Annotated in this window: 23 protein-coding genes; 6 read left to right on the top strand and 17 right to left on the bottom strand. The window is 38.4% G+C overall.

All coding sequences use genetic code 11. The features are described from left to right. Nucleotides 1-48: 48 nt before the first annotated feature. Nucleotides 49-255, bottom strand: a complete 207-nt coding sequence (locus ACFCYJ_RS07815) for a hypothetical protein (RefSeq protein ID WP_376072955.1) — start codon at nucleotides 253-255, stop codon at nucleotides 49-51. A 392-nt stretch (nucleotides 256-647) separates the two neighbouring features. Here ACFCYJ_RS07815 and ACFCYJ_RS07810 point away from each other — a divergent pair, with 392 nt between their 5' ends. After that, nucleotides 648-803 (top strand): hypothetical protein, encoded by a 156-nt coding sequence (locus ACFCYJ_RS07810; RefSeq protein ID WP_376072952.1) that lies wholly within the window; start codon nucleotides 648-650, stop codon nucleotides 801-803. A gap of 89 nt (nucleotides 804-892) precedes the next feature. Here ACFCYJ_RS07810 and ACFCYJ_RS07805 read toward each other — a convergent pair whose 3' ends face one another. The 5 genes from ACFCYJ_RS07805 to cyoE form a co-directional block, all read right to left on the bottom strand. After that, nucleotides 893-1,237, bottom strand: coding sequence for a cytochrome C oxidase subunit IV family protein (locus tag ACFCYJ_RS07805; RefSeq protein ID WP_053594672.1), 345 nt, complete (start codon nucleotides 1,235-1,237; stop codon nucleotides 893-895). A 1-nt stretch (nucleotide 1,238) separates the two neighbouring features. Continuing rightward, nucleotides 1,239-1,865 carry a cytochrome c oxidase subunit 3 gene (locus ACFCYJ_RS07800; protein WP_132357625.1) on the bottom strand — a complete coding sequence of 209 codons (627 nt, stop codon included), beginning with the start codon at nucleotides 1,863-1,865 and terminating at the stop codon, nucleotides 1,239-1,241. Next, nucleotides 1,865-3,748 (bottom strand): cytochrome c oxidase subunit I, encoded by a 1,884-nt coding sequence (gene ctaD / locus ACFCYJ_RS07795; protein ID WP_376072947.1) that lies wholly within the window; start codon nucleotides 3,746-3,748, stop codon nucleotides 1,865-1,867. Before ctaD ends, ACFCYJ_RS07800 begins: the two co-directional genes overlap by 1 nt. A 41-nt stretch (nucleotides 3,749-3,789) precedes the next feature. Then, the gene (coxB, locus tag ACFCYJ_RS07790; protein WP_376072944.1) at nucleotides 3,790-4,878 is read right to left on the bottom strand and encodes a cytochrome c oxidase subunit II; all 1,089 of its coding nucleotides are present in this window, start codon (nucleotides 4,876-4,878) and stop codon (nucleotides 3,790-3,792) included. Nucleotides 4,879-4,978: 100 nt separating this feature from the next. After that, nucleotides 4,979-5,896 carry a heme o synthase gene (gene cyoE / locus ACFCYJ_RS07785; protein WP_376072941.1) on the bottom strand — a complete coding sequence of 306 codons (918 nt, stop codon included), beginning with the start codon at nucleotides 5,894-5,896 and terminating at the stop codon, nucleotides 4,979-4,981. A 336-nt stretch (nucleotides 5,897-6,232) separates the two neighbouring features. Between cyoE and ACFCYJ_RS07780 the strand changes: the two genes are divergently transcribed. Next, complete coding sequence (locus ACFCYJ_RS07780; RefSeq protein ID WP_376072938.1) at nucleotides 6,233-7,156, top strand: COX15/CtaA family protein; 924 nt, start codon at nucleotides 6,233-6,235, stop codon at nucleotides 7,154-7,156. Nucleotides 7,157-7,403: 247 nt separating this feature from the next. On the opposite strand, the gene pyc is transcribed toward ACFCYJ_RS07780, so the two are convergent. From pyc to ACFCYJ_RS07765, 3 genes are read right to left on the bottom strand one after another with little or no spacing between them, the layout of a single operon-like run. Next, the gene (pyc, locus tag ACFCYJ_RS07775) at nucleotides 7,404-10,838 is read right to left on the bottom strand and encodes a pyruvate carboxylase (protein WP_376072935.1); all 3,435 of its coding nucleotides are present in this window, start codon (nucleotides 10,836-10,838) and stop codon (nucleotides 7,404-7,406) included. Nucleotides 10,839-10,850: 12 nt separating this feature from the next. Further along, the gene (locus ACFCYJ_RS07770) at nucleotides 10,851-12,035 is read right to left on the bottom strand and encodes an FtsW/RodA/SpoVE family cell cycle protein (protein WP_376072932.1); all 1,185 of its coding nucleotides are present in this window, start codon (nucleotides 12,033-12,035) and stop codon (nucleotides 10,851-10,853) included. Between the two features lie 60 nt (nucleotides 12,036-12,095). Next, a complete protein-coding gene (locus ACFCYJ_RS07765; protein ID WP_053483432.1) occupies nucleotides 12,096-12,377 on the bottom strand; it encodes an Fpa/YlaN family protein in 282 nt (93 codons plus the stop codon). 182 nt (nucleotides 12,378-12,559) lie between these two features. On the opposite strand from ACFCYJ_RS07765, the gene ACFCYJ_RS07760 reads away from it, so the two are divergent. Further along, nucleotides 12,560-13,060, top strand: coding sequence for a peptidyl-prolyl cis-trans isomerase (locus ACFCYJ_RS07760; RefSeq protein WP_376072929.1), 501 nt, complete (start codon nucleotides 12,560-12,562; stop codon nucleotides 13,058-13,060). Between the two features lie 11 nt (nucleotides 13,061-13,071). Then, entirely contained in the window at nucleotides 13,072-13,275 is a 204-nt protein-coding gene (locus tag ACFCYJ_RS07755; RefSeq protein WP_376072926.1) for a YlaI family protein, read from the top strand. A 172-nt stretch (nucleotides 13,276-13,447) separates the two neighbouring features. Here the strand turns inward: ACFCYJ_RS07755 and ACFCYJ_RS07750 are convergent, their stop codons facing one another. The 6 genes from ACFCYJ_RS07750 to typA form a co-directional block, all read right to left on the bottom strand. Further along, entirely contained in the window at nucleotides 13,448-13,804 is a 357-nt protein-coding gene (locus ACFCYJ_RS07750) for a hypothetical protein (RefSeq protein ID WP_376072923.1), read from the bottom strand. Nucleotides 13,805-14,010: 206 nt separating this feature from the next. Then, entirely contained in the window at nucleotides 14,011-14,805 is a 795-nt protein-coding gene (locus ACFCYJ_RS07745) for an ABC transporter permease (protein ID WP_376072920.1), read from the bottom strand. Then, entirely contained in the window at nucleotides 14,798-15,565 is a 768-nt protein-coding gene (locus ACFCYJ_RS07740; protein WP_376072916.1) for an ABC transporter ATP-binding protein, read from the bottom strand. Before ACFCYJ_RS07740 ends, ACFCYJ_RS07745 begins: the two co-directional genes overlap by 8 nt. A gap of 1 nt (nucleotide 15,566) precedes the next feature. Continuing rightward, entirely contained in the window at nucleotides 15,567-16,559 is a 993-nt protein-coding gene (locus ACFCYJ_RS07735; protein WP_376072913.1) for an ABC transporter substrate-binding protein, read from the bottom strand. A 261-nt stretch (nucleotides 16,560-16,820) separates the two neighbouring features. Next, on the bottom strand, nucleotides 16,821-17,219 hold the full coding sequence (locus tag ACFCYJ_RS07730) for a YlaH-like family protein (RefSeq protein ID WP_268638022.1): 399 nt from the start codon (nucleotides 17,217-17,219) through the stop codon (nucleotides 16,821-16,823). A gap of 30 nt (nucleotides 17,220-17,249) precedes the next feature. Next, the gene (typA, locus tag ACFCYJ_RS07725) at nucleotides 17,250-19,094 is read right to left on the bottom strand and encodes a translational GTPase TypA (RefSeq protein WP_376072910.1); all 1,845 of its coding nucleotides are present in this window, start codon (nucleotides 19,092-19,094) and stop codon (nucleotides 17,250-17,252) included. Nucleotides 19,095-19,232: 138 nt separating this feature from the next. Between typA and ACFCYJ_RS07720 the strand changes: the two genes are divergently transcribed. After that, nucleotides 19,233-19,418 (top strand): DUF5325 family protein, encoded by a 186-nt coding sequence (locus ACFCYJ_RS07720; protein WP_370083130.1) that lies wholly within the window; start codon nucleotides 19,233-19,235, stop codon nucleotides 19,416-19,418. Between the two features lie 57 nt (nucleotides 19,419-19,475). Here the strand turns inward: ACFCYJ_RS07720 and ACFCYJ_RS07715 are convergent, their stop codons facing one another. Further along, on the bottom strand, nucleotides 19,476-20,270 hold the full coding sequence (locus ACFCYJ_RS07715) for an inositol monophosphatase family protein (RefSeq protein WP_376072905.1): 795 nt from the start codon (nucleotides 20,268-20,270) through the stop codon (nucleotides 19,476-19,478). Between the two features lie 238 nt (nucleotides 20,271-20,508). After that, nucleotides 20,509-20,706, bottom strand: coding sequence for a hypothetical protein (locus ACFCYJ_RS07710; RefSeq protein WP_370045985.1), 198 nt, complete (start codon nucleotides 20,704-20,706; stop codon nucleotides 20,509-20,511). Nucleotides 20,707-20,831: 125 nt separating this feature from the next. Between ACFCYJ_RS07710 and ACFCYJ_RS07705 the strand changes: the two genes are divergently transcribed. Beyond that, nucleotides 20,832-21,458 carry a YktB family protein gene (locus ACFCYJ_RS07705; RefSeq protein WP_376072902.1) on the top strand — a complete coding sequence of 209 codons (627 nt, stop codon included), beginning with the start codon at nucleotides 20,832-20,834 and terminating at the stop codon, nucleotides 21,456-21,458. Nucleotides 21,459-21,565 lie beyond the last annotated feature (107 nt).

Here is a 21,565-nt window from a genome sequence, read left to right as displayed (position 1 = left end):
ATAGAACGCTTACACTTATTCTGCAATGAACGAAAGGTGAACAAATTACTATCTATCGTTTACCTTTCTTACAGGATTATTGTATCTATAGAAAAAATATTCAAAGTATAAAAACCCAACATGAATTATATTACTTTTTTCTAGCTCATCATCATAACGTGGGGTTGATTTCCGTTCCGACTGGGCGCTTTGCCGCTGACGCTTCGCTTTCGCGCAGAGCAGAGCTTCCTGGGGGCGTCCGATGAGCTGCTTCACTGCGCTCCAGGGTCTCGGGCCAACAGGATGTTGGTCACGAAGGCGTTATCACAGGATGTGATGGTTTTAGCCTTCGTTCCTCTAACGCTGATCCCCGAGGAGTCGCCCAGTCTCCACTCCAATCAACTGATTCACACAGCACGTATTCTCTTAATTTAAATGAAAACGTATCTTTAGCAAAAGGGTTTGTCTGTGTAAAACCAACAGCAATGTACAATTACGTCACTGTTACAAGTCTATTCTGTTCATTATGGTGTGTTATCCATAGCGTCCACTATTGAAATGAATAAAATTTATAAAAATTCTATGCTATCGCTGATTGGAGTGGAAGGCTACTCGACTCCCGTGGGAAAGCGAGACAGGCGAGACCCTGCACGGAGCGGATGTTTTCTGTGCGAAAGCGTAGTGCTAACGTAGCGGCAGCAAATGTTTTATCTGTGCGAAAGCGTAGCGACAGCAACAACAACAGCGAAAGAAGCGGCTCGACGCTCGCCCACAGGAACGCGAGTAGCCTGGAACGGAAATCATTCTCACATGAATTATATTAATTCTTACCGGCTCATTCACTTAAACGAGAATAGAACCCAAAAAGAAAAGCACGTTCCTACTGAAAGTAGAGAACGTGCTTTTTTGGTGATTACCACCAAATAATTGTTAAAAATGCTAAGAAGAATGTAAATGCGATTAAAATACCCATCCACATGAAGAAGCCAATTACACCACCGAAGTGTGTTTTTTTGTCTTCTAAGTGCATGAAAGCGTAAAGTTGAAGAACAACTTGAACACCAGCAAGCAATAAAATAAGCGGTAATATTAAGTATTTAGAAAAATCAGCTGCAACTACTGCGAATGCGATAAACGTAAAGAAAATCATAATCGCAAAGTTGATAACTTGTTTACGCATATGAACGGCATTATGATGACGATCATACTCGTATTGTGCCTGAGACTTAGCAACTATAGGTGTATCGTGTGAAGACATATTATCCGATCACTCCCATCAAGTATACTACCGTAAAGATGAATACCCAAACTACGTCGATAAAGTGCCAGTATAAAGCAGCCACGAAGAATTTAGGTGCATTGTATAAGTTAAGACCACGCTTAGCATTACGAAGCATTAACGTAGCAAACCACACAAGACCTAATGTTACGTGGAAACCATGTGTACCAACTAATGAATAAAACGCAGTTGAGAATGCAGATTGGTCAAATGTAAAACCAAGACCTACATAATGATTGAATTCATAGATTTCAAGACCTAAGAATCCAAGACCTAAAAGTAATGTTATACCAAACCAAGTTTGCATAGCTTTAAAGTTAAAGTTACGCATATGGTAAATGGCATAAACAGATGTTAGTGAAGATGTTAATAATAACATCGTCATAGCGAAAGCTAAAGGTAATTCAAATAAATCTTGTGTTGTGAACTCCATGCCAGCAGGCCCTTTGTTCTTAAGTGCTAGGTAAGTAGCGAATAAACTTGCGAAAAGTACAACTTCACAGGCAAGGAAAATCCAGAAACCAACAACTTTATTTTTCCCTTCCATCGTCGCTTGTTCAGGATGATCTGGCCAAGTATGAGGAGTAAATTTTGTATTGAAATCCATTATTTATTTCCTCCTTTGCCGTAAAGTTGTTCTTCAATTTCAAGAATTTCTTCTTTGTGTAAGTGGAAACCGTGATCGTCCTTAACAGAACGGAAAATCATAGCACCAAATGTAATTGCAAGACCACCAATTAAAATATAAATTGACCATGGTTTATCTGCATCTTGATTATAAAGAGCACCGAATGCTGCGATAAACAAGCCCATAGAAATAACAAATGGGATAGCTGAGTTGTTTGGCATATGAATATCACCGATTGGCTCAGCAAATGTAACTTCTTTATTACCTTCTTGCTTTTCGATCCACCATGGATCTAAACCACGAACAAGTGGTGTTTGACGGAAGTTATAGAATGGGATTGGTTGTGGAATTGACCATTCTAATGTACGTCCATCGCCCCATGGATCGCGACCTGCTGGTTTGCCTTTGATAGACATTAAGCAGTTGATTACCATTAAGATAACCCCTACACCCATCATTAATGCACCGATTGTAGAGATATAGTTGAACTGATCCCAACCTTGACCTTCCATGTAAGTGAATACGCGACGTGGCATACCCATTAAACCTAAGAAGTGTTGAACGAAGAACGTTAAATGGAATCCAATAAAGAATACCCAGAAAGTAATTTTACCAAGCGTTTCGTTTAACATACGGTTGAAGAAAATTGGCCAGTAGAAGTGCGCTGAACCAAATAATGCTGTTACGATACCACCAACGATTACGTAGTGGAAGTGAGCAACGATAAAGTAAGAATCGTGTAATTGGTAGTCAAGAGGCGCAGATGCTTGCATTACCCCTGTAACACCACCCGCAACGAATGACGGGATGAAACCAAGTGCATAAAGCATTGGTGTTGTAACTTTAATAGATCCGCCCCAAATAGTTAAGATCCAGTTGAATACTTTCATACCTGTTGGAACGGCAATTGCCATTGTTGCAACAGCAAAGATTGCGTTTGCTGTTGGCCCAAGACCAACTGTAAACATGTGGTGAGCCCAAACCATGAACCCTAAGAAACCGATTAAAATTGTTGCGAATACCATTGAAGAGTATCCGAATAAACGTTTACGAGAGAACGCTGGAATAATCTCAGAGAATAAACCGAACGCCGGTAATACTAAGATATAAACCTCTGGATGTCCGAAGATCCAGAATAAGTGTTCCCAAATAATTGTATTACCACCCATTAAATGGTCAAAGAAGTTACCACCGAACATACGGTCAAATAACATCATTAATAAACCAATTGTTAGTGGAGGGAATGCGAATAGGATTAATGCACTTGATACAAGCGCAGTCCAAGTGAATAATGGCATACGCATGAATGTCATACCTGGAGCACGCATAGTAATAATCGTAACGATAAAGTTAAGACCTGAAATTAACGTACCTGCCCCTGATATTTGTAAACCGAGAACATAGAAGTCAATACCATGTCCAGGAGAATATAAAGATAATGATGCATAAGAAGTCCAGCCCGCATCAGGAGCGCCACCCATAAAGAATGACAGGTGAAGGAATACTGCACCTAGGAAGAATAACCAGAACCCTAAAGAGTTAAGGAACGGGAATGCTACGTCACGCGCACCAATTTGTAATGGTACAAGCATGTTCATAAATGCGAATAGTAATGGAGTCGCAGCTAAGAATAACATTGTTGTTCCGTGCATTGTTAATAGTTGATTGAAAAAACCAGCTGAGACGAAATCGTTATTTGGTTTCATTAATTGAATACGCATTAATACCGCTTCAAAACCAGCGATAGCGAAGAACAATGTACCGGCTAATAAATACAATATTGCTAACTTTTTATGGTCAACAGTTGTAATGTATTCCCAGACAGTTGCTCCTAAGCCCTTTTTCTGTGTGTATGAGCTCACAACTTTTACCTCCCTCAAAGTTTGTTACATAAAACTTAAAATTATTTCTCAACAGATAAGCCCATGATATACGTTGCAAGAGCTTGAATTTCTTCGTCAGTTAAGTCGCCATAAATTGGCGCAGTACCCTCTGCATTCATCATTAAGTTACCTGGTTTAAATTTGCCAGGATCCTGAATCCAAGCTTTTAAGTTTTCTTCATTATGTTCTAAGAAACCAGCAACACGGTTACGGTCACCAAAAGCAGTTAAGTTAGGACCTGGTGTACCTGCACCACTTGTACCAGATACAGCATGACAACCCATACAGCTTTGAGCAAATGTTGCTTCCCCAAGATCTGTTGAAGCTTTGTCAGCTTTTTTCCCATCTGTTGCTTTCATTGAAGCTACCCATGTATCGAATGCATCTGGGCTTAATGCTTTAACTTTGAAGTCCATTAATGCATGTGAAGGACCACATAACTCAGCACATTTACCATAGAATACGCCATCTTTAAGGTCTTTTGATTCTTTATCGAATTCTAGATAGAACTTGTTTAAGTTATCTACGTTCGTATCCATTTTACCGCCTATAGCAGGAATCCAGAATGAGTGCTTAACATCGGCAGCTTTTAAGTTAAAGTAAACTTTTTGACCTGTTGGTACAACTAATTCTTGTGCAGTTACAATACCTTGGTTAGGGTATTCAAACTCCCACCAGTATAATTTCGCAGTTACATTTACTGTAAGTGCTGTTTTGTCACCGTTTTCATCTACTTCGTCCATCGCAGCAACATCTGCAAATTTGTAAGTAGCCGTAACAACTGGTACAGCTAAGATTAATAATAAAATAATTGGGATAACTGTCCAAATTATTTCAAGAGTGTGACTTCCTTCTACTTGCTTAGGAATAACGTTTTCGCCAACTTTTGAACGGCGGAATTTTAAGAATGCAAGTAAATAGACAACGGATACTACTACTACAACCAACGTCATAATTCCAGTAGCTAACATTAATAGGTTGAATTGTTCTTTACCTACTTGACCAGATGGTTTCAGTGCAGAAATATAATCTTCACCACAACCAGAAAGGAAAACCATCATCACTGCTAGTAGTGAAAAAAGACGCCACTTTTTAAGCCCTTTCATCATAGCTTAATTAAACCCCTCTTTCTTTGTTGTATTTTCATGTGTACCTAGGACATTAGTTCTGTCTATATGAATTCTTTAAGAAAAGAAAGAATTCCTAAATTTAGCTAAACAACGCAAAAATTATGATGGATACAAATAGTATGGTCATATGATTCAAAGAATAGATAAACATTTTATTCGCCCATTTCATATCATCTTTTGTAGTAAAGCCTTTAAAAGCTAGAATCAACCAGCCCAAGTTCAATGCAGTCGCAAGAATTAAGAAGCCAATCCCAAGCTCTGGTAAAAGGAAAGGTAACGGTAATAATAAAAGAATCCAGAATATCATCGAGTACTTCGTTCGTTTAAACCCTTTTACTACAGGTAGCATTGGTATATTAGCTGCACGATATTCCTCAGTACGTTTCATAGCAAGCGCATAAAAATGCGGTGGTTGCCATGCAAACATGATTAGAAATAAGGCAAGTGCTCCAGGACCTAATGCAGGTTCAACAGCTGCAAACCCAATAACTGGTGGGATCGCCCCTGAAATACTTCCTACAACCGTGTTACTAACATGCTTCCTCTTTGACCACATTGAGTACAGAACAACATAAGCAAATATTCCTACAAGTCCCCACATGCCGGCCGCAAACGATGCCGCAAATAACAAAATTTCACCTACAATTAAAAATGAGAGGGCAATGGTCAATACAAAATTCGGCTTAAATCTACCCGTTACTGTCGGTCTTGCCTTCGTTCTTTTCATGATTGGGTCAATATCCTGATCAATAAAGTTATTCATTGCGCCTGAGCCACCTATAATCAATGCTGCACCCAGCATGGTGAACAATATGACATCAAGCTCTTGCAAGAAGTGTCTATTAGTAAATTGAAATGCCAGCCACATCCCTGTAAACGTTGTGACAAGATTCGAGTTTACGATGCCAATTTTTATTAGTGCTAAGAAATCTTTTACAACAGATGTTGATTCTGGTCCACCATTTCTAGTAGCCGTCAGTGCACGACCGTTTGACATGATACCTCTCCTTTCATTTTTGTAAGCATATTCCGCTACCAATTACTATAGCGAAATTTGCGATTGATTTCTAGACATTAAGTGAAATTTAGATGAAGTTGTAAAAATTAGCTTTGTCTAGAAAAATAATTAAAAACAACATATCTATAGTAAAACATTTTCTAAAATGAATTGTGAAGGTTAGAGTACGAAATTATGAACAATTTGTGAAATGGAATCGACATCTAATACTCCCTACTCTTTACAAGTTGTTTTTTACCTGTATTTTCGATATCATCTAGTAGCAGAAACATTACTTTCATGTAATGTTCATAGACAAAGTAGGTGACTCATTTTATGCAACACAACAGGTATATGAAATGGTTTGCTGTTGCCGCTACAGTTGGAATGCTCCTTATTTTACTAGGTGGAGCACTTGTTACCAAAACAGATAGTGGCTTAGGCTGTGGTCGAAACTGGCCTGATTGCAATGGTTCTCTTATTCCAAAAGAAATTACACCAGCAGTCTTAATTGAATTTTCACATCGTCTTGTAACTGGGGTCGTATCTCTTTCAATTCTTGCGTTAACAGTTTGGACATGGCGTAAACTCGGTCATATTCGTGAAGTAAAATTATTAGGTTTCTTAGCGATGTTTTTCTTAATCGCACAAGCTCTTATTGGAGCAGCTCAAGTGTTGTGGGGACAAGGTGATTTCATACTAGCACTCCACTTTGGGATATCTCTTATTTCCTTTGCTGCTGTTCTCCTTCTTTCTATGATTGTATTTGAAGTCGATCGGAAATTTGATGCTGATAACGTTTTTATTGGAAAAAAATTACGTTGGCATACGATTGCTGTCACAATTTATTCTTATTTAGTCGTTTATACAGGGGCGCTTGTTCGCCATACAGACTCTAGCTTAATATGTCCTGACTGGCCATTTTGCTATAACGATACACCATTCGCAGCTTTTAATAATATGTATGAATGGGTGCAAATGGGACATCGCCTAGCTGTTCTTATCTTTTTCATTTGGATTGCATACATAACTTGGCACGCTGTAAAAGAATATAAACATCAACGTGTTATTTACTATGGCTGGATTATTGCCTTTACTATAGTAATTTTACAAGTGATTGCTGGTATGCTAGTAGTCCTAACTAAATTGAATTTAACAGTCGCATTACTTCATTCATTATTTATTTCAATTCTATTTGGTCTACTTTGCTATATGGTAATGCTAGTTGCACGTAGCAATTATAATGAAAAAAACAAATAATAGTAGAAAAAGATTCGCTACATTTTTCAATGGCGAATCTTTTTTATTTTGTCAAACGTTTCTACCATTTATGTGTAAAAAAATCAACAAGTTTATTATTACAATATAGCAAATTTTGGCGCATTGTCACTACAGAAAACATCTGTAGCTGACGCTTCGCTTTCGCTACAGAAAATATTTGCTGAATGAAGATAAAAAAGGTTATTAGTATGCTTTCAAAGCATCTAATAACCTTCTTTATTATCAATTATTCAATTTCAATTAACAAATCACCTGTTGAAATAGCATCGCCCGCATTAGCGTATACTTCTTTCACGATACCGTCTTTCGGTGCTTGGACGGTTGTTTCCATTTTCATCGCTTCGGTAATTAATAAGTGATCCCCACGTTTTACATGACTTCCTTTTGATATGACTACCTTTAAGACCGTACCTGGCATCGTTGCGCCAATTTGATTTGGATTGCTTGGATCTGCTTTTAATGCCAGACTGCCATCTACTTCGACAGTCATATCTTGAATCACTAGTTCACGAGATTGACCGTTTAGCTCAAAGTAAATAACTCGTGTACCATCATGCTGTGGTTCGCCAATGGAAACAAGTTTAATGATTAGTGTTTTACCTTTTTCGATCTCGACTTCGATTTCTTCGCCTAGTTTTAACCCGTAAAGGAATGTTGGCGTATCTAATACCGAAATATTGCCGAAGGAGTTCACTGTTTTTGCATACTCTTCAAACACTTTCGGATACAAAGCAAACGCTAACACATCCTGCTTTGTCACGGGACGATTTAATTTTCCCTCTAGTATCGCCTCTAGTTGCTCAAAATTCACAGGCTCTAGTAGCTCGCCAGGACGTACCGTAATTGCTTCACGATCCTTTAACACAACCTTTTGAAGTGTTTCTGGGAAGCCCCCATGCGGTTGTCCTAAATAACCTTGGAAGAATTCAATCACAGAATCTGGGAAGTCGATTGTTCGCCCTCTTGTCAGTACAGAGTTTTCATCTAAATCATTTTGCACCATAAATAACGCCATATCACCGACTACTTTCGAAGATGGGGTTACTTTGACAATATCGCCAAATAGAAGGTTTACACGGGAATACATATGCTTCACTTCTTCCCATCTGTCCCCAAGGCCCACTGCTTTGGCTTGCTGTTGCAAGTTACTGTACTGACCACCCGGCATTTCGTGGACATAAATTTCAGAATGCGGGCTAATCATGCCGCTTTCAAAATCCTTATAATATTTACGAACATCTTCCCAGTAGTACGATAACTTTTCAAGCGCATCGATATCGGCACGAACCTCACGCTTACTGCCCTTCATTGCATAAGACAAGGAATTTGCACTTGGCTGTGATGTTAAACCTGCCATTGAACCGAGCGCCGTATCAATGATATCCACCCCTGCCTCGATCGCCTTGGCATATAAATAAATACCATTGCCACTTGTATCATGCGTATGCAGATGGATTGGCAGACTTGTCGTTTCTTTTAACTCTGAAATTAAACGGTAGGCTGCTTCTGGCTTCAATAATCCAGCCATATCTTTTATCGCTAAAATATGGGCACCTGCTGCCTCTAGCTCTTTTGCCATTTCCTTGTAGTATTGAACTGAATATTTCGCCCTTGATTCATCAAAAATATCTCCTGTATAACAAATCGCAGCTTCAGCAATTTTACCTGATTGACGTGTTGCATCAATGGCTACTTCCATTCCTTTAATCCAGTTCAAGCTATCGAAAATACGGAATACGTCAATGCCTGATGCCGCTGATTCAGCGATAAACTCACGAATTAAATTGTCTGGGTAATTTGTGTAGCCAACTGCATTCGCACCGCGTAATAACATTTGGAATAGCACATTCGGTACTTGTTCACGTAACTTGGCAAGGCGCTCCCATGGGTCTTCTTTTAAGAAACGATACGCCACATCAAACGTCGCGCCTCCCCACATTTCGAGTGAGAAGAAATCATGCATCATGCGCGCAGTGGCATCTGCAATTTCGAACATATCCTGTGAACGTACACGTGTCGCAAGAAGTGATTGGTGTGCATCTCGGAAAGTTGTATCCGTTAATAGCACATCCTCTTGCTCCAGAATCCATTTCACAAGCCCGTCTGCTCCTTGGGCATCTAAAATTTGCTTTGTACCTGCCGGAGGAACGATTAATTTATCGACTTTTGGAATGCTTGGCTGTACAAAAATTGGTTTCGACTTCTTCTCTACACCAGGGAAGCCATTTAGCGTCACATTGCCAATATAGCTTAAGAGCTTTGTCCCACGGTCCTTGCGTTCAGGGAAATTAAATAGTTCAGGTGTTGTATCGATAAAGCTTGTATCAAATGCACCTGTTAAAAATTTCTCGTGCGTTACGACATTATTTAAGAATGGAATATTCGTTTTCACCCCACGAATACGGAACTCTTTTAAATTTCGATCCATTTTTGCTGCTGCTTCTTTAAACGTCATCCCTGTCGTTGAAATTTTAACCAGAAGCGAATCATAGAACGGTGTTACCACTGCTCCTTGGAAGCCATTTCCGGCATCTAATCGAACGCCAAAACCACCGCTTGAACGGTACACCATGAGTTTCCCTGTATCTGGCATAAAATCATTAGCAGGGTCTTCCGTTGTGACACGCGCTTGAATCGCATAGCCAATCATTGGAATATCCGCTTGTAGTGGAATATGGATTTCCTCACTATGCAGACCATAGCCTGCAGCTACTTTAATTTGGGCGTGCACAATATCAACACCCGTAATCATTTCAGTAATCGTATGTTCTACTTGAATACGAGGGTTGACCTCGATGAAATAAAAATCCTCACCTGCAACTAAAAATTCTACTGTCCCTGCATTTATGTATGAGACATTTTTCATTAATTGAACTGCAGCATCGCAAATTCGGTTTCTTAAATCATCCGAAATTGAATTAGATGGTGCGATTTCAACAACCTTTTGATGACGACGTTGAATTGAGCAATCACGTTCATATAAATGAATAATATTACCCTCTTGATCGCCAATAATTTGAACTTCAATATGCTTTGGCTTAATAATAGCCTTTTCTACATACACCTCATCAGAACCAAACGCTGCCTTCGCCTCTGATTTTGCACGTTCATAGGAGGAAGCTAGTTCCTCTTCTGTATGAACAAGACGCATTCCACGACCACCGCCGCCTAGTGCTGCCTTAATCATAATTGGATAGTCATATACGCTAGCAAAAGCCTCTACCTCTGCTAAATTAGCTACTGGACCATCTGTACCAGGAATAACAGGAATACCTGCAGCAATCGCTTGTGCTCGTGCCTTCACCTTATCTCCAAACATATCTAAGTGCTTAGAAGTTGGCCCAATGAAGACAATCCCCTCTTCTTCACATCGACGTGCAAATTCTACGTTTTCTGATAAAAAGCCATAACCTGGATGAATTGCATCAACATTAGCATCTTTGGCAATCGATATAATGCCCTCAATATCTAAATAAGCATCAATTGGTTTCTTGCCTGCTCCCACTAAATAGGCCTCATCTGCTTTAAAGCGATGGAACGCCCCACTGTCCTCCCGTGAATAAATGGCAACAGTTTGGATATTCAACTCCGTACATGCACGGAAAATACGAATTGCAATTTCTCCTCGATTGGCTACGAGAATTTTGTTGATTGATTCCATTGATATCCCCCTTTATGATTGTGTCTTTCTCCTTTCTATCTTTTCAAACATAGAAACATTGATCAATATTCCCATCGCTAAAGATAGAATAATTATAGATGTACCGCCATAGCTAATAAAAGGTAGCGTTACACCGGTTAACGGGATTAACCCAGTTAGACCCCCAAGATTGATGAACGTTTGCCAGCCAATCCAGCTCGCAATACCAGCCGCAATCATACGTGCTAGTGGATCTTTCGTGCGCAACGCAATCGAAAATCCTTTATATACAATAAATCCTAAACCACCTAAAACGATAAGAACTCCCCAAACTCCTAGTTCCTCCATAATAATCGCCATAATAAAATCGGTTTGTGGTTCAGGCAAATACCCCAATTTTTGAATCGACTGACCGAGACCTCTTCCTTCTAAACCGCCTCCGCCAATAGCATAATAACTATTAACAACTTGGTGGCCACTACCATTCTCATACTCAAACGGGTTTATGAATGATTGAAGACGTCCCATACGGTTTGGCGTTAACATATTTCCTTTAAACAGCATTAGTATACCAAAGATGGCTCCTCCAAACGCACCCAATACCCCAAAAAACTTCCAAAATGTTTTAAATGGAATGCCACTCGCTGCTACAACACAAACAGCAATTCCACATAAAATAATACTTGCTCCCAAATCGGTTTCAAATGCTACACCAGCAACAACTAGAATCCAGAGGAATATAGGATAAAATATTTCTGTTGGTTGTAGCTTTTCAAGCGTATATTTTTGTCCTTTCCGATAAAAAGCTGCAGCAAAATATAAAATTATAAATAGCTTCGCATATTCAGAAGGCTGAAAGTTCCCAAAACCAGGGACGGAAATCCAACTTTTAGACCCTATTCCTGCTTCATCACCATTACCTGCAACTTTTACCCAAGTAAATAGTACAACTAGCACAGCCGTAAGTAACAACATAACTTTTTTATTCGCATAATGCTTGTACGGGAAAAATGCCGCTACTAAAAATCCAAGAAAAGCTACAATTAAATTAATTACTTGCTTGTGGTAATAATAATCTGGCGCCCTCCCTTGTTGTGCAATAGCCACCATCATACTTGAGCTATAAATCATTACTAATCCAAATAAGCTTAATAAAAGGACCGTAAAAAATAATGGGTAATCAAAATTTTTGGCATAACGTTTTAAGTATTGTTTCATCGGAAAACCTCATTCTAGAAAAAAAACTCAAATCGCAAATTGCGTTTGAGTTTTTTCTTTTTATTTGTCTGTATACGCGTCATGTAGTACAGAAAGTTCTTTCTCGAGTGAATCGAGAATTTCTTTGCCTTTTTCGCGATCAATGAGCCCAAGCTTCACAGCAAAGTCAATTTCACGTGAAAGGCCGAACATTTGTGTATCTAATACTTCTTCATATAGAGGGCATTGTGGCATTGTTAAATGATCCATTTGTACTCGAATGAGGCGAGCAATTTTATCTGCATCAGCAACTAAAAGCTCCAAAGCCTTCTCTTGAAAAGAAGTTTGTGATTTAGTATCCATGAGGACGCCCCCATTATCTGATATTTCTTCGATTCTATCTTAATAAAGTTTATCTTTTAGTCGTTAAAAATGCAAGTGTCTACATTGGAAAATAGAGAAATCGAATTATATTTCTTTATTATCTCTAGTCATTAGCGTTATACTATTTCATGGATATACAAGATTTGAGGAGGATTTCTATTATGGAAACAATAATTCCTATCAAGGGCGCAGTTACATTCCAACTAACATTAGATCCCACTGTTTGGATTTTCGATGATCGTAAATTAGATTTAAAAACGTACTTCGATGCAAAAGAAGTCGAGGAAGATTCGGATATTAAATATATGCGTGAGGTAGGTGCTCACTGGTCACGTGAGATTATGGAAGGGGCTACTTTCCCACCAACATTGAAATCAGAACGAAAATTTGACCGCAAAGGGATGGAAACAGGTACTTTCGGGATCGAATTAAGTCCCTTCTTGAAAAATGCTGAAATTAAACCTGAAGCAACAACAATCGTCATTGAATGTGAAGATGGCAAAGAATATCCATTTACAATCGAAGAAGCTCATACATTCATTTTAAAATATAGCCAAGATGGCAAGCCATTACTTGAAGATGGTCCTATTCATGTGCTATTTAGAGACGGTTCAAATGTAGACAACCCGATCAAAAATGTATTTGCTATTCGTGCTGAGTAGGAGGGATTGCAATGCGCGTAAAATGCGTTATTTGCGATACAATTAACAATTTAGATGATAATTTACCGTTAGCAAAAAAATTACGCAATCGACCAATTAATACGTATATGTGTGGTACATGCCATGATCGTATTGAAGAAAATACCGTTGCACGCATTGAAACAGGAAATTTCCGTTTTTATCGTACATCACCACAGATGGATAAAGAATTTTAACAGCAACTAAAAGAGGTGACTCATTATTTGAGTCACCTCTTTTATCGCTCAGACTACTCACCAAGATTTATCGGAACAAAATCTCATTTTATCGGAACAATTTTAGCTTTTATCGGAATAATATCAACATGAAGGAGACGACTCATTATTTGAGACACCTCCTTTATAGTGTTTAAAAACAAAAATGTTCAAAGAAATTTCCGTGAATGTTGTGGTACTTTAGATAAATCGAATGAAAAGACTTATTACAGTGAGACGATTGTAAATCTGTTGTTGCTACCGCTACGTTAACACTTCGCTTTCGCACAGAAATCATTTGTTGCTGAAGTTTTGTTTTATCACTATAAATTAGAGTACCATCCCAGAAGATACGCGCTATGTGAAGTGGTTGATTGGAGTGTAGGCTGGGTGACTCCTTGGGGATTAGCGATAGGAGAACGAAGGCTAAAACCATCACGTCCTGTGATAACGCCTTCGTGACCAACATCGTGCTGTTGCTGTCGCTTCGTTGCACTACGCTTTCGCGCAAAAAACATCTGTTGGCCCGAGACCCTGCAGCGAAGCGAAGCGGCTCATTGGGCGCCCCTAGGAAAGCGCCCAGCCGGAACGGAAATCAATCACTCGTTTTGCCGAAGAGCCCATTTATTTAATGAGACACTATAATTTCATTGACATAATAGTTTTTCTACAACATGAAGGAGGTGACTCATTATTTGAGTAACCTCCTTTAACCGTCTAACCATTATTTTTTATAATCACCTTCTCAATCAACTCGACAACCTGATACATAATCGTTGCAAAAAAGGCGATGATGAGAAGTGACATAAGCACAAGATTAAAATTAAACACCTGGAAGCCATAAATAATTAAATAACCAAGCCCTTTTGAGGCAACTAAAAATTCACCAACTATGACACCTACCCAAGATAGTCCTACATTTACTTTCAAAGTAGAAATAATCGTTGGGAAGGAAGCAGGTAAAATAACTTCTTTAAATATTTGCCATCTGGTTGCCCCAAAAGTTTGTAATACTTTGCTATAGTTTGGATCAACCCCTTTAAAAGCCGTATAAACCACTATGGTTGTAATAATGATCGAAATCAACGCACCCATCGCTATAATAGAAAAATAACCAGGACCAAGGGCGACTATTAAAATGGGGCCTAAAGCAACTTTCGGCATAGCATTTAAAATAACCAAATATGGATCAAGTACCTTTGATAGCATTGATGACCACCACAATACGATTGCTATTAATGTACCCAGTAGTGTTCCGGCAATAAAGCCAATAATCGTTTCCATTAAAGTAACGCCAACATGAAGTGTTAACGTACCATCGCTCACTTTTTCTACCAATGTGTGCCATACATGCGTTGGAGAACTAAAAATTAAACGGTCAATCCACCCAAATCTTGATAGAAGCTCCCACCCACCGAAAAATACGAGTAAGATGATCAGCTGATATAATCGAACATAGCGCTTTTCTTTTTTTAGCATTTGCTGATACTGTTTAAACATTGTATTATCCAAGACTCTCCAGCTCCTTCCAAATAATTTGGAATATGTCTGAATACGCTGGATGCTGTCGAACATCAAAAGGTGAAAGCTCTTGTAACTCTGAAGGTATTTCAAATACTTTATGCAATGTACCTGGATTGGCGGAAAATAGAAATACCCGTTCACTCATCGCAATCGCTTCACCAATATCATGTGTCACAAGAATTGCAGTTTTTTGATAGGCCTTTAACGTTTCAACAACCAAATCCTCCAGTTTTAATTTAGACTGATAATCAAGTGCTGAAAACGGTTCATCTAGCAATAAAATTTTAGGATCCACCGCTAAAGTTCTTGCAAGTGCTACTCGTTGACGCATGCCACCCGATAACTCTCTCGGATAATTGTTCCCTACATGCGGTAAACCAATTTCTTGCAAAAGTGCATTTGCAGTTACTTTATGAGTTTTATTGCTTCGTTCCATGATTTTCAAACCAATAGTGACATTTTCTTCGATGGTTTTCCAAGGAAATAAATAATCTTGTTGAAGCATGTAACCAATGAGAGACTGATTGTGTATTGAAATTTCCTCACCGTCAATGTATACCTTGCCTTCTGTAGACGAAAATAAGCCAGCAATAATTGATAATAACGTTGTTTTCCCACATCCGCTCGGTCCTATAAAAGAAACAAACTCACCTTCACGAATATCTAAATTGATATCACGTAAAACTTCCTTTGCCTGCGTTTTCGAAAAATAGCTATGGTGAATATTTTTTACTTTTAAAAATTCCATATTACTCAGCTGCCTTTTTAGCAAAGGTTGTATTTACAAGCTTTTCATAATCCACCCGTTGAGGAAGTTCACCCGCTTCCCCCATGATCGTTTGCAAGTTATCCCATTCCCCCTTATCCAAAATAGGATCTGTAGCATAGGAACCCTGTGATTTATAACGCTCTACCACTGTTTCAATTAATCCAACATCTACATTCTCAAAGTATGGCTGAATAATTTTCGCAATCTCTGCCGGACTCGCTTTTTGTACAAAATCCTGTGCTCGTTTTAATGCATTTGTAAAGCCTTGAACTGCCTTCGCTTTGTCCTTTAAATAGCTGCTTTTTGCCATAAACGATGTATAAGGTAATTGCCCAGATTCAGTACCAAATGAAGCGACAATATAGCCCTTACCTTCTTTCTCAAACATACTTGCTGTTGGTTCAAATAGTTGTACATAGTCCCCCGTTCCAGAAGCGAATGCTGTAGCAACATTGGCAAAATCAATGTTTTGAATGAGGTTTAAATCATTGGCAGGGTTAATGCCATGCTTTTTCAGTACGAACTCACCCGCCATTTGTGGCATTCCACCTTTACGTTGCCCCAAAAATGTAGAGCCTTTCAATTGATCCCATGAAAAGTTATCCATCTTGTTGCGTGCAACTAAAAATGTGCCATCTGTTTGTGTTAACTGCGCAAAATTTTGAATCGGGTCATTGGCGCCTTGGAGCGTTACATATATAGAAGTTTCCGATCCAACTAAGGCGATATCAATTCCATCAGATAGTAACGCCGTCATTGTCTTATCGCCACCCGCAATTGTTTGTAGCTCAACGGAAAGCCCTTCATCCTTGAAGTACCCTTTTTCAAGTGCTACATACTGCGGCGCATAGAAAATTGAGCGCGTCACTTCTCCAACTTTAACTTTTTCAAGCTCCGTTTTATTACACGCTGTCAAAGAAAGGAGTAATAAAGCAATAACACTAACTAATAAACTTTTTTTAAGCCAACGCATTCCATTTCCTCCTTGATTGATGAAATAAGCCTATCGACATTAACTTATTCACACTAGAAGATTTCGGTGCCAATCAATTTAGGTTTGAGAGACACAATCGATTGAAAATGGGTTCCGTAGCCAATCGTTTATATGTAGATGGCTTAAAACGATAAAATTTTTTACTATACCAAATAAAACAGCCTTAGCAAATTAATGCTAAGGCTGTTTTATTACTTAAAAACTCAATACAAGTTTCACGGTATAGGAGCCAAGCTACTCTCATTGATTTGCAGCTTGTTGCTCTTCTCTTTTTTCACGCCACATACGTGTTTTATATACAATCAAAATTAACGCCGCTACGATGAGACCCTCAATCATAGGTAGGAATAACGCGAAAAATGTCAACATAATACATCCCAGGAACAGGAATACATAAATGGCAATATTTTGAGATAGCTTTAACTTCTTTGCAAAGCCTAATTTATAGACAATTGCAGAAAGTACAAATACAAGAAGAAATACAACGAAGCCTGCAATGTCATAGCTCGGTAAATTTTCATATAAAAATCTTGTTATACCAGCCATTCTCTCATAAACCTTTGTTGTTTCCTCTGCATTTGTTGATGCAGCAACTTGAATAACATTTAGTTCACCCAATAAAGCGGACTTTATATCCAAGACTCCTCTTCCTTTCATGTCAGCGGAAAATTATTGTTCTGCGTTACGTAATTTTTTCGCTGCTTTCTCACGTTCGTTTTTATCTAGAATTTGTTTACGAAGGCGAATAGATTCTGGTGTGATTTCTAAGTACTCGTCATCACCTAAGTATTCAAGCGCTTCTTCTAGTGATAGAATACGTGGCTTTTTAATAACATTCGTTTGGTCTTTGTTTGCTGAACGGATGTTTGTTTTTTGTTTCATTTTTGTGATGTTTACAGTGATATCAGCGTCACGAGTATTTTCTCCAACGATCATACCTTCGTAAATATCTGTACCTGGCTCCAAGAACAGTGTACCACGGTCTTCAATTTGCATCATACCATAAGTTGTTGATTTACCAGTTTCCATTGAAACTAGTACACCTTGGTGACGGCCACCAAGTCTTCCTGGTAATAATGGTTGATAGCAATCGAACGTATGGTTGATAATACCGAAACCTTTTGTCATCGACATGAATTCAGTTGTATAACCGATTAATCCACGAGCTGGTACTAAGAACGTTAAACGAACTTGACCACTGCCGTTGTTCACCATATCAAGCATTTCACCTTTACGTGTACCAATTGATTCAATAATTGAACCAACATTTTCTTCAGGCACATCGATTTGAACGCGTTCGAAAGGTTCACATTTCACGCCGTCGATTTCACGCACGATTACTTGTGGTTTTGACACTTGTAATTCGAAGCCTTCACGACGCATGTTTTCGATAAGGATAGATAAGTGAAGCTCTCCACGACCTGAAACTGTCCAAGCATCTGGAGAATCAGTATCTTCAACACGTAAAGATACGTCTGTTTGTAATTGAGCACGTAAACGCTCTTCTACTTTACGAGAAGTAACCCATTTCCCTTCACGACCTGCGAATGGAGAATTGTTTACTAAGAAAGTCATTTGTAAAGTTGGCTCATCAATACGTAATGGCGTTAGCGCTTCTGGGTGCTCAACAGGGCAAACTGTTTCACCAACGTTGATGTCTTCCATACCTGAAACGGCGATTAAGTCACCAGCTTTTGCTGTCTCAATTTCTTCACGTTTTAAGCCGAAGAAACCAAAGATTTTCGTTACACGGAAGTTTTTCACTGTTCCGTCTAACTTCATAAGAGATACTTGTTGACCTACAGAAATTGTTCCGCGGAATACGCGACCAATACCGATACGTCCAACGAAGTCATTATAGTCAAGTAAAGCTACTTGGAATTGTAATGGCTCTTCTGAGTTATCAATTGGTGCTGGAATAGCTTCGATAATTTTCTTAAATAGACATTTCATATCCGCTTCTTGCTTAGATGGATCAGCGTCTAAAGAAGCTGTACCATTTACACCTGAAGCATAGACAACAGGGAAGTCTAATTGATCTTCATCTGCACCTAGTTCAATGAATAATTCAAGTACTTCATCTACTACTTCTAGTGGACGAGCTGAATCTTTGTCTACTTTATTAACAACAACGATTGGTGTTAAACGTTGTTCTAATGCTTTTTTCAACACAAAACGTGTTTGTGGCATACAACCCTCATACGCATCGACAACTAGTACAACACCATCTACCATTTTTAAAATACGTTCTACCTCACCACCGAAGTCAGCGTGTCCAGGCGTATCAAGGATGTTGATACGAGTTCCTTCATAGTTTACTGCTGTATTTTTAGCTAAAATCGTAATACCGCGTTCGCGTTCAATATCGTTAGAGTCCATTGCACGTTCTTCAACACGTTCGTTTGAACGGAATGTACCTGATTGTTTTAGTAATTGGTCGACTAAAGTAGTTTTACCATGGTCAACGTGGGCGATTATTGCGATATTGCGAAGATCTTGACGTAAGTTTGTCATTATTCCACTCCATATTCTTTTTTCGAATGTTTAACTGTGATATTATAGCACAAGAAGGATAGAAATGTCCTTATTAGAATTTTCCTCATTCTAAAAAATATATTTGATTTACAAATTTTTAATATAGGAGGCTCGGCTATGAATCGTGCAAAATTCGTAATGGCCATTTACGCATTAGCAGCTGTTTTAGCAATGTGTTCTATCGGATATTCAGTGGCAATTGACAGTGTATTAGGTATAATAGCAGGCATTGTTGCTACTTGTGTCATTTTCATGACAGCCTTTAAAATGAAACGTAAACTACGTGAGCAAGGTTTACTTTAATAAGAGTTGATTGCTAATGTAAGAAGGAGCCTGTCTAAAAAATAGACAGCTCCTTTTTTATTCATAAGGCACAATATAATTTTCTAATAACTCTTTGTGTATAGAAGGGTTGGCAATGATAAACGTATCCTGATGCAAGAAATCAAAGCCCTCTCCATGTAAATTAGTGGTGATGGCACCCACTTCCTTAGCGATAATAGTACCTCCAGCAATATCCCATGGCGATAGTCGCATCGATACATAAGCATCTAGTTTACCACTGACAACAAACGCTATCTCCATTGCGGCTGAACCATATGACCGCGTACCACGTACTTTTCGAACCATTTCAATGATTTTTTCGTGGTGAATATGTCGATTGGGTGCTACCCAATGAGCGTTTATACCAATGACCGCTTCCTCCATTTTGACTGGCTGCAATTTACGTAATGGAGAGTCATTGTACCATGCCCCTCCTCCTGCAATAGCATAAAATAAATCTTCACGCATGACATCAAATATGTAACCTAGCTTGCCTACCCCATTAACAAAAATACCGATAGAAATCATAAAATGACGATGTTGTTTCACAAAATTCATCGTGCCATCGATCGGATCAATTATCCATACAACACCTTCTAACGACTCTACTTTCTCTCCCATTCCCTCTTCCCCTAAAATTTTGTGGGTTGGATCGAAACTTCGTATTTTTTCGATAAAAAATAATTCTGTCTCACGGTCAATATTTGTAACAAGATCATTGGCACTTGATTTTGTCTCGATAACTAGATTGTACGAAAAGGCCTCCCGAATACGGCTCCCAGCTTCAAATATAATACTTTTCGCAAATTGATCAATTTGTTGTAAATCCATAAAAACCCACCCTTCGATTATAAGAAAAGGCCTTATACATTTAGCAATGCTTTTCAACTTTCTCACTACTTAAGGCTTGATTTCTCATGACATTTTGTTAATTCGTAGCATCTAATACTTCCTTGGAAATAGTACTTCCCATTATGATATACTATCCATTTTACCCTTTATAGCAATAAAAATCACCTGCTGTCGGAATATTCAGCAAGTGATTTTTCAAATCGGTATAAAATTTTGACTACGCATAGGCGTGCAAGCTATCAAGTTCAAGCTGAATTTCAGCCAGACGTTTTTTACTTTTTTCAATTTCAAACTCATTTTTTTCATTCATTGCCGAAAAGAGCGAGGCTAATTCATAATCTAATTCTAATTGTAAAATGTGTTCATATTGCTTTTCAATGTCGACTTTACGTATAATTTTTACGATTGGTTTCATAAAAATCACTTCCTTTTATTATTTTTTCACAGTGACTTATCAGCTTCGATAAAGTTCTTGTTATAAGATTTTTTCCCATTTTCGTTATAAAATAAACCTTATAAATCGAAAGGAGTTAATAAAAAATGCCGAAAATTAAATGGACAAATAAAGACTTCAATGTTTTTCAAATAGACGGATTAGAACAGAGAATGGATGCCTTAAATGAATGTGTACGACCGAAATTCCAAATTCTAGGGGAGGATTTTTCTTCCTTCTTTTCGAGTCATCTTGGAGAAGAATTTTTTCCACATGTTGCAAAGCATGCACGTAGAACAGTAAATCCCCCGAATGACAGCTGGGTTGCCTTCGCTCCCTACAAAAGAGGTTATAAATCATTACCTCACTTTCAGATTGGTCTTTGGAGCACACATTTATTCATCGTCTTAGCTATTATTTATGAAGCTCCTCATAAAAGTGAAATAGCAGAACGTTTAATTGCCAACAGAGCAATGCTACAGCAACTTCCTGATGATTTCATTATCTCTGGGGATCATATGTCTCCAGTAGCAATCTCCATGCAAGATGCTAAAGAAGACAAGCTAGATGAATTACTTCTTCGTTTACGTGATGTTAAAAAAGGTGAGTTTTTAGTAGGGCGACATATTCCAAAAGATCAAGCCGTCAAGCTGTCAGCTAGTCAACTTCAGCAATTAACTGAAGACACTTTTAGCCGTTTACTCCCTATTTACAACATCATTGTTGGAAAATAAAGTTTGATGGATTGTACTTCAAGCTTTGTGGCATAATAACTAAAATAATAATTTTCCAACGACAAACCCCCGGTTTTATATATTGTGGAAAATTTACGTTATTATCC

The sequence above is a fragment of the Lysinibacillus sp. NPDC056232 genome, assembly GCF_042267565.1.
Lineage (GTDB): Bacteria > Bacillota > Bacilli > Bacillales_A > Planococcaceae > Lysinibacillus.
This window is presented reverse-complemented; position numbering and strand designations above follow the sequence as displayed.